This is a genomic window from Xenorhabdus sp. TH1 (assembly GCF_037260955.1).
Taxonomy (GTDB): Bacteria; Pseudomonadota; Gammaproteobacteria; order Enterobacterales; family Enterobacteriaceae; genus Xenorhabdus; species Xenorhabdus griffiniae.
The window spans coordinates 2815290-2829952 of the sequence record NZ_CP147734.1; the positions used below are offsets into that span (position 1 = coordinate 2815290).

The 14663-nt window shown below is 42.3% G+C and carries 16 protein-coding genes and 6 pseudogenes; 9 read left to right on the forward strand and 13 right to left on the reverse strand.

From position 1 onward, the window contains the following. Positions 1 to 4: 4 nt before the first annotated feature. Genes WDV74_RS12425 through WDV74_RS12435 form a run of 3 tightly spaced genes read right to left on the reverse strand, consistent with a single transcriptional unit; the run spans position 5 to position 2286 of the window. On the reverse strand, positions 5 to 337 hold the full coding sequence (locus tag WDV74_RS12425; protein ID WP_338883072.1) for an HAD hydrolase-like protein: 333 nt from the start codon (positions 335 to 337) through the stop codon (positions 5 to 7). Continuing rightward, entirely contained in the window at positions 327 to 566 is a 240-nt protein-coding gene (locus WDV74_RS12430) for a hypothetical protein (RefSeq protein ID WP_338883073.1), read from the reverse strand. The genes WDV74_RS12425 and WDV74_RS12430 overlap by 11 nt, the downstream gene beginning before the upstream one ends. Then, positions 559 to 2286: a carbamoyltransferase C-terminal domain-containing protein gene (locus WDV74_RS12435; protein ID WP_338883074.1), complete on the reverse strand. Its 1728-nt coding sequence runs from the start codon at positions 2284 to 2286 to the stop codon at positions 559 to 561. Before WDV74_RS12435 ends, WDV74_RS12430 begins: the two co-directional genes overlap by 8 nt. Before the next feature lie 141 nt (positions 2287 to 2427). Here WDV74_RS12435 and WDV74_RS12440 point away from each other — a divergent pair, with 141 nt between their 5' ends. Next, entirely contained in the window at positions 2428 to 3294 is an 867-nt protein-coding gene (locus WDV74_RS12440) for a LysR family transcriptional regulator (protein ID WP_338883075.1), read from the forward strand. A 73-nt stretch (positions 3295 to 3367) separates the two neighbouring features. Here the strand turns inward: WDV74_RS12440 and WDV74_RS12445 are convergent. The 5 genes and pseudogenes from WDV74_RS12445 to WDV74_RS12465 form a co-directional block, all read right to left on the reverse strand. Then, a pseudogene (locus tag WDV74_RS12445) lies at positions 3368 to 3640 on the reverse strand (transposase); the annotation flags it as partial. An 8-nt stretch (positions 3641 to 3648) separates the two neighbouring features. Further along, positions 3649 to 4803, reverse strand: a pseudogene (locus tag WDV74_RS12450) (IS3 family transposase). 24 nt (positions 4804 to 4827) lie between these two features. Then, a complete protein-coding gene (locus WDV74_RS12455) occupies positions 4828 to 5574 on the reverse strand; it encodes a site-specific integrase (RefSeq protein WP_338883077.1) in 747 nt (248 codons plus the stop codon). Between the two features lie 109 nt (positions 5575 to 5683). Then, positions 5684 to 6367: a TraI domain-containing protein gene (locus WDV74_RS12460; RefSeq protein WP_338883079.1), complete on the reverse strand. Its 684-nt coding sequence runs from the start codon at positions 6365 to 6367 to the stop codon at positions 5684 to 5686. Between the two features lie 47 nt (positions 6368 to 6414). Further along, a complete protein-coding gene (locus WDV74_RS12465; RefSeq protein ID WP_338883081.1) occupies positions 6415 to 6618 on the reverse strand; it encodes a hypothetical protein in 204 nt (67 codons plus the stop codon). 373 nt (positions 6619 to 6991) lie between these two features. Here WDV74_RS12465 and WDV74_RS12470 point away from each other — a divergent pair, with 373 nt between their 5' ends. Then, complete coding sequence (locus tag WDV74_RS12470; protein WP_338883083.1) at positions 6992 to 7564, forward strand: Ail/Lom family outer membrane beta-barrel protein; 573 nt, start codon at positions 6992 to 6994, stop codon at positions 7562 to 7564. Positions 7565 to 7840: 276 nt separating this feature from the next. Here the strand turns inward: WDV74_RS12470 and WDV74_RS12475 are convergent. Together WDV74_RS12475 and WDV74_RS12480 are read right to left on the reverse strand one after the other, a co-directional pair. Further along, positions 7841 to 8190, reverse strand: a pseudogene (locus WDV74_RS12475) (DUF1281 domain-containing protein); the annotation flags it as partial. A 230-nt stretch (positions 8191 to 8420) separates the two neighbouring features. After that, positions 8421 to 8738, reverse strand: a pseudogene (locus WDV74_RS12480) (DDE-type integrase/transposase/recombinase); the annotation flags it as partial. A gap of 206 nt (positions 8739 to 8944) precedes the next feature. On the opposite strand from WDV74_RS12480, the gene WDV74_RS12485 reads away from it, so the two are divergent. Genes WDV74_RS12485 through WDV74_RS12495 form a run of 3 tightly spaced genes read left to right on the forward strand, consistent with a single transcriptional unit; the run spans position 8945 to position 10148 of the window. After that, entirely contained in the window at positions 8945 to 9187 is a 243-nt protein-coding gene (locus WDV74_RS12485) for an AMP-binding protein (protein ID WP_338883085.1), read from the forward strand. A 45-nt stretch (positions 9188 to 9232) separates the two neighbouring features. Continuing rightward, positions 9233 to 9520 carry a hypothetical protein gene (locus WDV74_RS12490; RefSeq protein ID WP_338883087.1) on the forward strand — a complete coding sequence of 96 codons (288 nt, stop codon included), beginning with the start codon at positions 9233 to 9235 and terminating at the stop codon, positions 9518 to 9520. 4 nt (positions 9521 to 9524) lie between these two features. Then, on the forward strand, positions 9525 to 10148 hold the full coding sequence (locus tag WDV74_RS12495; RefSeq protein ID WP_338883089.1) for a hypothetical protein: 624 nt from the start codon (positions 9525 to 9527) through the stop codon (positions 10146 to 10148). Between the two features lie 23 nt (positions 10149 to 10171). On the opposite strand, the gene WDV74_RS12500 is transcribed toward WDV74_RS12495, so the two are convergent. Both WDV74_RS12500 and WDV74_RS12505 read right to left on the reverse strand, forming a co-directional pair. Then, positions 10172 to 10564 (reverse strand): hypothetical protein, encoded by a 393-nt coding sequence (locus tag WDV74_RS12500; RefSeq protein WP_338883091.1) that lies wholly within the window; start codon positions 10562 to 10564, stop codon positions 10172 to 10174. A 193-nt stretch (positions 10565 to 10757) separates the two neighbouring features. After that, positions 10758 to 10991: pseudogene (locus tag WDV74_RS12505) on the reverse strand (hypothetical protein); the annotation flags it as partial. A gap of 612 nt (positions 10992 to 11603) precedes the next feature. Between WDV74_RS12505 and WDV74_RS12510 the strand changes: the two are divergent. Both WDV74_RS12510 and WDV74_RS12515 read left to right on the forward strand, forming a co-directional pair. Beyond that, entirely contained in the window at positions 11604 to 12149 is a 546-nt protein-coding gene (locus WDV74_RS12510; RefSeq protein WP_338883093.1) for a hypothetical protein, read from the forward strand. A 400-nt stretch (positions 12150 to 12549) separates the two neighbouring features. After that, a pseudogene (locus WDV74_RS12515) lies at positions 12550 to 12682 on the forward strand (IS3 family transposase); the annotation flags it as partial. Between the two features lie 133 nt (positions 12683 to 12815). Here WDV74_RS12515 and WDV74_RS12520 read toward each other — a convergent pair. Next, positions 12816 to 13016: a hypothetical protein gene (locus WDV74_RS12520; RefSeq protein ID WP_338883094.1), complete on the reverse strand. Its 201-nt coding sequence runs from the start codon at positions 13014 to 13016 to the stop codon at positions 12816 to 12818. Positions 13017 to 13167: 151 nt separating this feature from the next. Here WDV74_RS12520 and WDV74_RS12525 point away from each other — a divergent pair, with 151 nt between their 5' ends. Both WDV74_RS12525 and WDV74_RS12530 read left to right on the forward strand, forming a co-directional pair. Further along, entirely contained in the window at positions 13168 to 13974 is an 807-nt protein-coding gene (locus WDV74_RS12525; RefSeq protein ID WP_338883096.1) for an IS630 family transposase, read from the forward strand. A gap of 272 nt (positions 13975 to 14246) precedes the next feature. Further along, complete coding sequence (locus tag WDV74_RS12530; RefSeq protein WP_338883097.1) at positions 14247 to 14582, forward strand: hypothetical protein; 336 nt, start codon at positions 14247 to 14249, stop codon at positions 14580 to 14582. Positions 14583 to 14663: the final 81 nt, after the last annotated feature.

Consider the following 14663-nt stretch of genomic DNA (forward strand, 5'->3'; position numbering starts at 1 on the left):
AAGTTTATTTAGCGGTAACTAAACCAACTTTTATTCCGCTTTGCTTTAATGTTTGCAATACCTCTAAAGCACCAGGCAATAAGTCTGTATCAGATCTCTCTTCAATATCATCGACACGAGATTTGATCACATTGCGTTCTTCTAATGAGAATTTACCGAATAAGTGATTGAGTGTGTAAGAACCACTTCGTCCATGGATGTGGAGTTCTATGTCTTCTGATGAAAGTTCTATCCCATATTCTATTGCAACTGTACACCATGCCTTTTCTATGATTGGCTTTGAATCGATTAATGTACCATCCATATCAAAAAGTACTGCTTTATACTTATGAAACATGAGTTGACTCCTTTCTCCCCATTAACTCTAAGATTTCCGAGTTACCTTCCACTTTTTCTTTGTAGATTTCCATAGCTCTTTTGCTATTAGGGGCAGAACACGTCACTGGGAGAATAATAGCTTTTTGTTTTAACGTACTGGACAAGACAGTACCAGCTTCACAGCTATCAAGATCCTGAGCAACAATTACTCCAGAACAAGAGATAAATGCAAACGTAGAATTAGCCATGCAATAACTCCCCTAATTGAACATTTTTACTATTCCATACCAATAAGTCTTCGTTAAACACTAAGATATCAACAACACCACGATCAAGATTCGCAAGTGCATGATGCATGTTATTGATAATCGGCTCTTCATGTATGTTGAATGATGTATTGATTAAACTAGGTTCTCCAGAGCTTGCTTCCCATTCGACCAATATTTTGAACATAAATGGATCTGAGTGTTGTGTAATTACTTGAGGTCTCGCAGTGCGGTCTATATGAGTTACTGCTGGGCATCGTAAAGCAAAATACTCAGTACAATCATATGTAACAGTCATGAAATGAGATGCGATATGTTCACTTTTCCATCCGACAAAGCAATCGGATGCAAACACATCTGCTGTGATTGGTGCAAATGGCATAAACTCGGTCCGATTCATCCGCTCATTTAGCCATTTGTTAATTGTTACATCTTTAGCACTACATACGATACTACGACTGCATAGTGCTCTTGGACCAAATTCCATGCGTCCTTTAGCAAATCCTAAAACTTTATTATTTTTTAAAGCATTAATAATTTTTACAATCGTATGAGCCTGATCCGATTTAATACAGGCATATTGGGAATTAGACTCTATTTGGGTTATAATTTCCTCTGAGGTTTCAATATTTGGGCCAATCTTCATAGAAGGTGTTTTTACTCGCAGCCCTGTCCGGTTATAAAGCGCACAAACTGCAGATCCCAGTGGCAATCCATCATCACCCATTGAAGGCAGTACATAGATATTTTTTACTCCATCAAGCTCACGCAAGCGCTGGTTAAGCTTTACATTACCAAATACTCCTCCAGCCAAACAAAGATTTTGAGGATTTTTATTGCTCACATATTGTTTAACGATTGCAGTAAGAATATTTTCAAGGTGTTGCTGTGCTGCTGCTGCAATATCTTCTGGCTTTTCGTTTGCGAAACGGGCTTGTAGTACATCATAATCATTATGATATGAAGGAAGATACCCTGTTCCAAATTTAGCTCGGATCCGCCCTTCTTCGTTTATATCGATGAACTCAGCCATTAATGGAAGTAGTTTTTTGGGATCACCATAAGATGCTAGGCCTGTTATCTTACCCTCATGTCTATTGGGCTTAAACCCTAGTAATTTGGTAATTCGTCCATAAAAATAACCGAGGCTATCAAAAGTTGTTTCACGGTGAAGTACGTTGAACTGACCATTAGTATACTCACTTACAGTAAGTGACTGGAAATCACCTCGCCCATCGCATGAAATGGTAATTCCATTACTAAAAGGTGAGCACAAAAAAGCAGCATTAGCGTGCGCTTCGTGGTGATCGATATAGACAACTTTGGAACCAAGTGCATTATCTTGAATATACCTATCAAACTCTTGTCGTTTTTCCGTATCGTTGTGTATTTCATCGTATAAACGATGTCGAAGGTAGGGAAGACTTTGAGGCTCTCTGATACTAGCTTCAGCGATGCGATCAAAATATAGTTCTAAGTGTTTGTACTCATTAAAACCCGCTTTCCATCCGTATGCAATTAGATCTATATCGTCCAATTTCAAGTTGTTTTCCGATAGCACATAATCAATTGCTTGTTGTGGAAAGGTACTGTGGGCTTTAATCCTAGTAAATCGTTCCTCATGAGCAGCAGAAACTATTATACCATCAATGATTAAACAAACACCTGCGTAGTCATTATTTGAAAGACCTAAAACGATCATGCTTCATTCCCTATAGTATTATTTTTTAATCAGAAAAGACTAAAAGATATCGCCAAGTCAATTGGTTAATTTTTTTATACTTTAAAGAACATAATTGATTTCATATAATGAAAATAATTCAGTATCAGATGAGAGATTGGAATGGATATTGACTTGCTAAGGGCATTTTGTGAACTGGCAGTTAAAGGAAATTATGGCGCTGCTGCAGATAAATTATTTATGACTCAGTCTGCCTTAACAAAAAAAATTCAACGGTTGGAAAATAGTATCGGATGCAGTCTTTTTACCCGATCACGCACTGGAACTAAGTTGACTCAAGTTGGAAAAACTTTATTCCCAGAAGCCAAGCGACTAGTCGCGAGATTTAATGAATTCGAACTACTTTGCTCTCATGTTATCGACGGAACGGTAGGATATCTAAAAATAGGTTATGGAATTTCTTCTTATAAACTTGCACCTGAGTGTATTGCTGCATTTAAAACTAAATGCCCAAATATTCATGTCACTCTAAATGACATACCATCATATAAACAATTTGATCTCTTGAGGCAAGATGAGTTGCAATTGAGCTTCAATCGATTACCTGTCTCTTTACCACTCAAAGGTATTCGAGTTATGAGTGATAATTTGGTGATTGCCGTTCATAATTTAGTTGAAATCGATGAGGACAACATTTTTGAAAGTTTGACCAACATTGATTATATGCGTTTAAATCCGAAACGGGGTCCTGGTGTATCGAGTTTAATAGAACGTTATTGCATTCAATCGGGCACTATTTTAAATCCTGCTCGCGAAGCGAATGACATATTAACCTTACTCTCAATGGTATCCTCAAATTTGGGCTATACAGTGCTCCCAGCTAGTTCAAGTTGCTTAGGGCATCACCAAATTCGCTATTTACCGTTACCAAGTGTAGATACATCATGGGATGTAGGGGTGATTTGGAATGATTCAACCGCAGATCCACTTCGGGATCAGTTTATACAGTTCGCAGTGAGTTTTATCTAGATTATTGGGCAATGGATTGTGCAAAGCCAACAACTCTGCCACTAGGGGCTATAATGAGCAACTGTCTTTCGCTTTAAACCGTGTGGAAAGATTCATCCCACGGTTTATTTGTTTTTATCATTGCATTGAGAATGACCAATAACTTACGCATACAAGCAACGATAGCGACTTTATTTGTCTTGCCTGCTTCGGTTAACCTCTTGTAGAAAGCGCAGAGAACGGGGTTAAATCTAATGGCTGTTAACGTAGCCATATAAAGCATTCGACGCACCATTGCTCTTCCTCCAAAAATTGTTCGTTTTCCCCGGAAGAACCCAGAATCCCGATTAAACGGTGCAACGCCAACTGTTCTGCTCAAGAAAAATCGGACATTTTTACGAAGGCCATTTCATATTCCACAGGAGTTAAATCATTATTAGCCGTGTGTAATCGCGTTAAATTGTAATAATGCAGATAATCCAGCCCATCTTTTTTCATCTCCGCCTGATTTTCATGATGAATTTTGAAGAGCCAATCATGTTTTAAACTGCCAAAGAAACGTTCAACGACTGCATTATCCCAACAGGCCCCCACATCCCCCTGACTCGCTCTCATATCATAACTGTCGAGCAGATTCCGATATGGCTGGCTTGTATATTGGCTGCCTCTATCACTGTGAAAAACACAGCCTTTTGACGGCTGGCGTAAGTGATACGCTTTCGTTAAGGCCTGGCTGATCAGGGTCGTATCTATCTCCGTTGACATCTGCCATCCCACGATACGCCGCGAGTATAAATCCATCACGATGGCCAGGTATAACCAGCTTTCAGGCGTTTTGAGATAGGTAATATCGCCTGCCCAGACTTCATTCGGGGCCAACGGATTAAAGTTCCGGTTAAGCAGGTTACAGGCCGTTGATACAGCTTTCCCTTTGCGTGGAGCCCGGTAGCTTTTACGCTGCCTGACGGATAAGCCGAGCTGTTTCATCAGCTTTCGGGTTCGATAATCACTGATAGTAAAGCCTTCTTTGCGTAATTTTTTCGCCAATACCCGATAGCCTAAGCTTTCCCGGCTTTCTTTAAACAGCGCGGTGGCTTTTTGGTGCAATGCGCGTTGCTCATCGGAAAACAGCCGAACGGGTTTTGCCTGCCAGGCATAAAACGTGGAATGACTGACTTTCATCACGCGACATCACTGGCAAATGGGAAATTGCTCTGCATGTTCTTTGATGAACCAACACCTTACAGCAGTTCTCTCGCAAAGAAGGCGCTCGCCTTTTTTAAGATCTCTTTCTCCATTTTTAGCGGTTTGTTTTCTTTACGAAGCTGCAATAACTCCTGTCGTTCCTCAGGGGTTAACGCTCCGGGTTTGGCTTGCTCCACAGCCTGCTTTCGCCATGTATACAGGAGTTTTGTTGAAATACCCAAAGTTTCAGCCGCCAGTGGGACTGGTATAACCCTGTTCAACAACCAGATTGACAGCTTCTCTTTTAAAGTTATCAGTAAATTTTTGGGGTGATTTTCGTTTCATAAAGACACCTTAATTAAAGTCATTCTATTCCTTTACCAAAATGTCCGAATTTATTAAAGCACAACATAACCGACTGAGATCGAAAATCGGATCGTTGCCTTCTGCCCCGGCAGCCACCGCCCTTGCCACGAGTTGTGCCAACCGGGGTTTGAGTTGCGGGATAATCGGTATATCCCATTCGCTGTGGTTTTTACTGCCTTCCAGTCCCAGTTCAATATAATTGCTTTCCAGATTAATATCCCGCAGCCGCAGGTGCAATAACTGGTTCTGGTGCATCCCCGTAAAGCGCAATGTCGCCAGCACTGTTGACCAATACCAGGTCGGATACAGGGCACAACGCCCTCCCCGTGGCATCACCCCAGTCCGTTCTTCTTCAGCAAACTTTCCCATCAACAGATTAATCCGGGTTATCTGCAATTGACTCAAAATCTTCTTCTTTTTCTTCTCCTTTTTAACCACCGCATTGTTAAACGGGTTTTCAGTGTGGGGCAGCAGTTTTTGCTCCATACCGAAATTAAAGATCGCCTGCAGGTGAGCCACCTTATTATTCCAGGTGTGGCTCGACTGTTTTTTCTCCACCAGAAGATGGCGCCGCCACCGCAGCACATCCCGGTGAATAACCTGCGCCGGTGAGGCCGCTTCCCCCATAAACCGGATAAAACCCCGTGTGACCTTACGATAACTCCATTCGGTATCCGGTCTCAGGATATGTGAAAAAAAGTATTCTTCTAATAGCCCTTCCCAACTGAGGGTTTCTTCTGTTCCGTGCATCAGTTTTTTCCTGTTATCAACAACACAACCCAGCGGCTTTTCAATAGAAAAAGCCGTTAATCATTCCGTTAAAAATCAATCACAAATTGAAATTATTTCATTATTAATATCATGGCAACGTCTCCCCGGCAGGAACCCTATTTTCTGGCAGCCTGCCTGTGCGTTTGCTTGTTTTTAAATCGTTATCATTCTCATTTGTATTAACAGACAATGAAAATTCACCATTTGATTGAAATAATGACAATAACATCCGGGTATCGTCGGCTGTCGATGGAGAGGAACTTTTCATTTTATTTGCGGCAGCAGCCGATTGGGTTTCCGGCCTTGTGCTGGCTTCGGAAACCAGAGCCGTTTCGGCTGCCGTTGGCAAACCCACTTGTTTCACCCACGGGGAATGCACCTGCCCGGCAGCGTCCTGAAGCAACGCGTCAATCAGGGGGACGGAGGAGGGGCAACCATTGAGGTGCAACATCAGGCAGTGCCAGGCTTCCGGTACGGAAATCAGCCACATAATGGCTTTTTCCGGTAATAAACTGGCAGCCAGCAGCACTTCCTGCGGAATCGACGGTATGTTCTCCGGTGTGCGAAAACGGAAACGAAACGGTTTGTCGGGAATACCAATACCCGGTTGCCAGACATGCCCGTCTTCCAGCTCCACTTCGAGCTGCCGCAACAACGGCAGGTGGTAAAACAACGCCGCCCAGAACACCACCGCCTGCCATAACAGGCTCTGTGCTGCCTGCGTTTCCGGTGCCATACCAGGCGGTAATAAATGCCCTTTCGCTAACCGCACGGCACAGGTGGTAAATTGCAGTGTCAGGTCAGCAAATCCACCACTCCCTAACCACTTCCCTTCTGGTAAGGCACTGTTTTACCATAATTGTTGCAGGTACTGACGATGCAACGAGGAGGCCAGCAATTCATCCGCCGATTGCGGCTGGAAATAGCCCGACGATCACACATGGCTTCCGGTTTTTGTCCGGACGATTTTTGCAGTGTGGCAGACTGGGGAGCAAAATGGGATTTAAAACGTGCAAACATCATTTTTCCTCTTTCGGTCCAAATTGGGTTCAGCGTCAGTGAATCCCAATCTGGAACAAGGAAAAACTCTTTATGCGATGAGGAAAATTCATCTGACTCGATTCACTCCTTATTTCACTTACTGAAAAGACTTATTTTTATAATTATATCAAAATGTTAATTCAATTTTATGGGAAGGTTTATGATTCTCTTTATCCACACAATCATACAGGGTGGTTCAGTTGATATTTCTTGCAAGAAATAAAAAAATCAAGTCAATCATAACTGCTCATAATTACTTCAATTAAACTAATTTATATTAGTTATTTTTTCCATTGTTTTTTTTCGGAATTTATATATATTGCTGCACGATTTATACAATAAAGAGATAATTATCATGAAAAAAGTGCTATTGACCTCAGCGATTGTTGCTGGATTATCTATTGCTTCATTCACAGCAAATGCAAGTGGCAAACACACCATTTCAGTAGGCTATGCCCAAAGTGATGTGAAAATGAAACTTGAAGGCGATAAACTGGATAAAGATCCAAGAGGTGTCAACCTGAAATATCGTTATGAATTTAATGATAATTGGGGCGTGATAGGCTCGTTCACACTGACCAGAGAAGGCGAAAACCAAACCCTAAGTTCCCCTACCTATGGCCATCTGGGAAAACTTACCAGAGATATTACTTACAGGTCATGGATGGTAGGTCCAACCTATCGCTTTAATGAATATGTCAGCACTTATGCTTTGATTGGTACAGCTAATATTGACGATCATCAAACTGGATCTGGTCTAGGAGTATTTACGATACATAACGAAAATAAATCTGCTGTTGCCTACGCTGCAGGATTACAATTTAATCCGATCTCAAATATAGCTGTCGATGTTACTTACGAATATTCTGATTTAGGTGATAAAGCTAAAGTAGGAACATTTGTAGTTGGCGTTGGCTACCGTTTTTGATTTGATTCATTAAATAGCTATCCCAAAACTTCACCCTGAATATCAAACTAATGTACGAATGTTTAGGGTGTTATTCTATCTATACCCTAAGCTTTTAGGATATCAAACAGATTGTTCAATCATATTCCTGTTTACGATACCATGTAATTACCATATGACAGTTTATGCCATATCTTTAAACCTGTATGGTATTGCTCCACTAAAAGCGCCCCGAAAGACGCCAAAGTGAAAAGGGAATTTATGCCGCTTGTAGCTAATGATGGGGTAAACAACGCGTTATTGCCCAACAGCGATGGCCGGCACGGGCCGGTTCATATCCTGCTTTTCCTCGTTGACCAGATAAAGTGCCGGCTAGCTCTCCCAGCGGACATGGTGACCCAACGGCCATTCCATACCGTATTGCGCGTCGTAAAACTGCGCCGCAGTTGCAATCCCTTTTAGTAAGCCACTGTTACCGTTAATTTCCGTCGCCAGCCGGGTTGGCATTATCATCAGCATATCGCAGGCTGCGCCGACTCTGGATAAACATTCAGCTTATCCCAGCACGCGCCAATATCGGGTGTCTCAGACCAGCTCACCATCCTAAACCAGTCGGTATACTGGCGGGTCAGGAGACGGAATACCAATCGGCTGATTACAGTAAGCTGTTTTTTGTAAAGCCAGACTGAATAATGTCAACAATGTAATAAATGGCGTGACATTATTTTGTTGAGAAAAAACTGATGTTTTATAGCGATAATCGTCACAGGCTTCATCCGTGATTTTGATATGAATTTGGCGACGATTATCAGATCACAAATGAAGCCTTTTTTCTATCTAAAATATACAGTTAATGTTTAAGATCCTGTCTATGATGACCAGCTAACCGAGTCTGAACTCGTCGGAAATTTTGCAGGCCCAGCATGGGAACCGTCCGAAGTTTAACATTAAAGTGATCCTGTCCAATCAGGTTATTGAAATATTTACCTTGCCGGATAAAAACAATTATATCTTTTATTTTCAATAAGTTAATTCAATAACCCCCGCTTTATTAGCCCCACTTTTACCCATCATGACGATATCCGGTTGGCCATGTTGACCCATCGATTTTTTAAAGAAATGCAAGGGCAGCTGTCTTATCTCTATGCGAGGTAAACACACAATCAACGATGTTGCTGTCTGAGTCTACAGCCCGATTTTTTCCTGTATTCTGTTCGTCAAACTCAAGATAAGAGCAACCTACATGAGTAGACAACTGGAATGAAAAAAACTTACGTGAGTGACATCAGTCAAAAAGTATTTCAGGAGATTTAACTTTTGTTACTCATCAGCAGAAAGAGCACTCGCCCCGGATTATTCTGTGCGTTGTTATATATTATCTTAGAATGAAGGAAACCGGTTATGAAATCGGAAAAGACAATTCATGCGCAATTTATGGCGCAGAAAATGAAAACACTTCACGCCGTAGCGTTGAGAATTGATAATTCATCAATAAATTATGAGGAGTTGGACAATCGCTTAACAGCTCTGGCTGGTTATTTAATTAAACAAGGTGTCAATCCGGGCGATAAAATTGGCGTATATTTCCATAAAGGTGTTGCACTAATTGTCAGTCTATTAGGAATAGCAGGAGGATTTGCCTGATAGGATACGGCTATTCTTTCCACCCTCTACGTTAATCATGCGTGGATGCATGCCAAACAGATCCAATCGACGATAACTTCCGATAGCGATACGTTTAATCGCTACGTGGATAGCGTCAAAGCGCTTTTGATCCATCACGGTGGCTCGCTAAATAACCTCAATGTTCAACAGACCGCCTATGCAATATTAATTAAAGACATTAAGTTGCAGGCTCAAATCATCGCGTTTAATGACATCTTTTATGTGATGGGCGGGATGATGATGGCCACAGCGATCATGGCATTGCTCGCAACAAAGAATTTCCGGTTATTCCAGTCCTCACAGGAGAAATAATAAAATGAGCCAGAATACCCCTTTTACTTTTCTGCATTACCTGCGCTCTCGTACAGCGTTACTGAACATCATCATTCCGTTAGCACTTTATTATAGTGCGCTGTACTTATTTGGCATTGGTACGGCGTTGCTGGTCAGCGCGGTTTGGGCCGCATTTCTCGCGCTACAAAGCAAAAATCGTCAGGCGACGCTGGCCGTTGTGCTGATGATCCTGCTTTCCGGTCTATGCCACTATTTATTCCTGCGTCATCCCGCGTGGCTGCCCGTTCAACGGGAGGATGTTTTTCTGTCGCTAAGTGGCGCATTAACGGTTGCGGTGGTTTTCCTTTTTTATTCGCTGCGCGGTGAGTCCGTTATCCAGATCTTAGCCGAACAGGCAAGACCACAACTTAGGACACTGAACATATACGGCTCACCCGCCTATTTTCGCGTCTGGCGAGAAATATCACTGACGTGGATAATCGTTTATCTGTGCAAAGCAATCCTAGTCTACCTACTGTATCACTTACACAGCCCATTATTGAATACATTCCTGCTAGTGGTTGGCTGGCCGCTAACGTTGGCGATGATATGTTTTAGTGTTCGCTGGCCACGTTATCGCTGGCAGGCAAAAACGAAGCAGTCTTGAGCTTTTGCCTGACACCGAGAGAGTCACCCATAACCTACTAGTTTAAAGGTAAGCAGATCATGACACATTACGAAAACAAAGCCATCGTACTGGCTAGTCACCCTGAGACCCCATTCAACCAACTGATTTACAACGATAATTATGTAATCTTCGTTATTGAGTTTCGGGATATAAGGCTGGACGTAATAATCATCAAGGTATCTTTCGTTTTGCCGAACCCAAGCAGACAGTTCCTGATATGAATTGAGCTTGAAAAGGCCGCGCCCGCAGGCTCCATTAACAGGTTTGGCTACGAGGGGAAAACCGATACTTTCCATTTCTCCTTCAGCAGGCAAAGAGGGGAATTTGAAATAAGGCAGGTGCCTGACGCCTTTTGCTGCGTTCAGCATTGCCGAGGAAAGATCTTTATTTTGCACGCAGAACAATGTGTTTCCGTGACGTTCCTGAAAGATTTCTACCTACGCAAAAAACGACGTATGACATAACGACTGGATAAATTATGCCGAGCGTCATTCCGTATGGTATTGCTCCACTAAAAGCGCCCCGAAAGACGCCAAAGTGAAAAGGGAATTTATGCCGCTTGTAGCTAATGATGGGGTAAACAACTCGTTATTGCCCAACAGCGATGGCCGGCACGGGCAGGTTCATATCCTGCTTTTCCTCGTTGACCAGATAAAGCGCCGGCTAGCTCTCCCAGCGGACATGGTGACCCAACAGCCATTCCATACCGTATTGCGCGTCGTAAAACTGCGCCGATCCCGGGTAAGTATTCAGCTTATCCCAGCACACACCGATATCGGGCGTCTCAGACCAGTCGGTATACTGGCGGGTCAGGAGACGGGAGTGTGGGTGTCGCTACCCGAAGGTGATCCTGACAAGCGACTGGATCATCAATAAACTTTTCTACGCTAATCAATCGAAATAATAAGGTTAATGCGTCATTCATTTTCCGAGACAAAGAAATAATGTCAGAAGCGTGATGGTATTATTTGCATTGATTCGGATGCAATCTACCCGTTCCAATTTTATGGTGTGACCAAATCAGGTAACTTGCTCTAACTCACTTCTGGATAAAAACGAGTTAGTTGTACCTACTAAAACTCGATCTGACACTATTGATGATTTGATCGAGACCTAATCAAACAGTCGGCTTTGTGCCAGATATAGTCATTTACACCACGGTGACAGGGAGCAAGCCAGCGGTATTGATACTTAGAAAAAACATAGTGAATAGCTTCAACTCAAAAGTGTCTGAACTCCCCGTAGCAATTCAGGTTTCTTTTTAATAAAGTCAACTTGAAACTATATTTATAAAACAGAATGCATTGTTTATCGCAAATACCAATAAAAATAATCGATTAGTCCCATAACTTACATGGAAGCAATAATGGATTTGAAGTAATCTGGTTTTGAATTTACTGATTTTATTAATAATTTTTTACAAGGAGCCCAGAAATGCCTCTTCCGGAACGCATGAGACCTACTAAAGTTAGTCGTAAAAAGATAAAAGAGCTGGCAGAAAAAGCTGAGGATATTCTTTCAAGAATTGATGAAGGTATAAGTGAAGAAGACGACACATTAAAAACGATGATTTCGGAATGGAACAGTCAGGTTGTATGCCCCTGTAAGTTTTCAGATTTTAGGGACTACTCTTCCTGGACCAGCGCTAAGGAATTTACTCGAATGGCTTTCAACCAAGAAAAATTCTATAAAGATTTTACCTGGGAAGAGCTTGTTCAAACGATCAATTGTTTGTATAACGCGGAAGGGAAAGAATCAGAACAAAATTTTGCTCTTGCACTCCTTGAAAAAAATTTCGATGGCAATCCATCAGATCTTATCTTTTGGCCAGACGAGTGGTTCCAGGACCCTAATATGTTTCATGTCGAGCTGACAGCTGAAGAAATCGCTGGGTATTTAATGGTTAGATCAGGCAGGCAACTGGCTGATGCACCGGAGATAGAGCTGAAATACCCAATCCCCGTAACTGATCCTGAGTAATAGAGGGCATTATACTGTCTCAAAATATTGTTCCATTCTTTCTCCCCTCACCCTGTCTCTCCCCAAAGGGACGAGGGGATCGGTACAGTGCGGCCTTTGGTCTTCCAGGTCGGGTTAGCACAACGCCACCCGCCATTGTAACATGCTGAGCGGAATACCTTTTACCAATAATTCAGTGCAGGAAGTCCTTCTTTTCAGTGAAAGATTTAAGAGGCTCTAGCACCCTGCACTGCGGCAAGCCTGCATTATACACTGTAAAATTATCGTAGCCTGTTTGAGGATAAAGATTACTGCTGAGCAAAATAACACCTACGCACACAACAAATTCAGTTGTAGTGGCTAACACTTAACCTGGTAGTCGGTTTGCCAGAAACGGACAGCCAGCCAGACCACCGCAATGAATCTGGCGCTGACGTTCAGCCATGACTAATGAGCAGCATCCGCACAGCACACTGGGATACCGTTCGCCACGGGAATACCTGTTGCGTCGAACCAGTAATAGGGTAAGTAATAAAAGGTGTATGTCAATATAGGGGCAAATCCATTTCGATTCAGCCAGACATGGCTGAATCATTTTTGTACCAAACTGTCGTGAGATTAACAAACAATGATTATCTGGCTAGATGTTAACACATTGTATTTTTAATAGTTTCCTATAACGTCGTTTTATTCATGTGTACGCAGTATGCGGGGAAGTCTTCTTTCAAACTTCAAGCTAGATAGCGAACTAACATCAAACTGCTCAAAATCGAACTCCTCATATAACTGAGTAACAATTTTCTTTCCTTGTTCATCATTACCAGTAAAAGGTAAAGCTCGTCGATTATTTTCACCCCTAGGTAAACCATCTTGCTCTAATTGCGTCATCGGAATAGCATTAAATGCCTTTGTTATATGTGAAGTTGGTATTAACCAGGCGGCTATTTATATCTGATATACTGTGTCAATGAAAATAGATGCACGCAAGCTCACGATTGAGCAACAAGAACTCCTCAGACAGTAAGTTATCCGGCTTCGTTTGGAAAAGAAAACCTTTCGCGAAATCGGTCAACTACTGAGTCTTCATCCCGATACTGCCGGGCGCTTGTACAAACGTTATCTGGTTAAAGGCCATGCTGCCATTGTCGCCAAAAAACGCGGCCCCAAAAATAAAGTGGGGCGCCTGAATGCCATTCAGCAACAGAAAGTCATTGAGGCCATCCGAGATCATATGCCGGAGCACTATCACCTGGGCTTTTCCCTTTGGACACGCCGTGCGGTTGGGGCTTTGATCAAGCTGTTCTGGCGCCTCGATATTCCCGTTCGCACGCTGGGCGATTATCTGAAACGCGGGGGATTTACCCCGCAAAAACCGTTGAAAAAGGCATGGGAACAAGACCCGGTTCGAGTGCAAATGTGGCTGAAGGAGGAATACCCTCGCATTCAGGAACGGGCTAAAAAGAAAAAGGCACACATTTTTTGGGGCGATGAAACCGGTATCCGAAATACAGAGCAACATGGCCGGAGCTATGCGCCAAAAGGCAAAACACCAACTCAGCCCATCCCCGTTAAACGCCATAGCCTGAACATGATATCCGCCCTCTCTCATCAGGGAACAGTTCGCTTTATGCTGTATGAAACCCCGCTGACGGCAGACACCTTGCTGAAATTTATGCGGGCACTGCTCGCGTCCAGCGAGGGTAAGACCTTTTTAATTCTGGATAATCTGCGGGTTCATCATGCCCAAAAAGTTAAAGACTGGCTGGAACAAGCGTCAGTGAAGCATTGCCTGGAAGTCTTTTATCTTCCCGCTTATTCGCCGGAACTGAATCCAGACGAATTGTAATATCAAAGGGATGATACATAACGGCCCGGCCATGCGCAGTGTCGAAGAGATAAAAAAAGAACACGTTCTTGTATGTGAAAATTACAACGTCGACCAGAGTATTTCAAATCACGGTTTATTAAATATGCATAACAGATGTATTTTTCCACCGGGTTAATAGATATTTCTTACAAAGATAATGGTGTTAGACCAGACCGTTTTTCGGTAACCTATCAGATAGGCAATGAAAAGCCGATAAGAGAAAGATTTGAGAATACACCAGGAGGTAAATAATGGTGAGTGATGATGAACTTTATTCAGAAATTGGTCGTATATTGTATGAATCTGCGCCTGATAATGCACAGAAAATTTTACTGGATGTAGAATTATCTCCTGAAAATGATCATGCTAAGTTTTTATATGACTATATTGATGAAGACGGAAGTAAAAAATGGTTTTTACCCCCATCTCCAAAAACATATGATGATGTTATCGAAAATTTAATTATGCTGCGTAAATACTACGCAGAAAATAATCTGACCAATGGTCAACCTGTATGGTATGGATGCCTAGTCACTGTTGATCTTGAAAAAATGAAAATCAATATAGACTTCAAGTACGAAGAATAGCAATAAAACGATCCCATCCCAGCCATAGCACTGGGATCTCCCGTCTTTATTACCAGTTCTCAATGATATGAATTATCATTT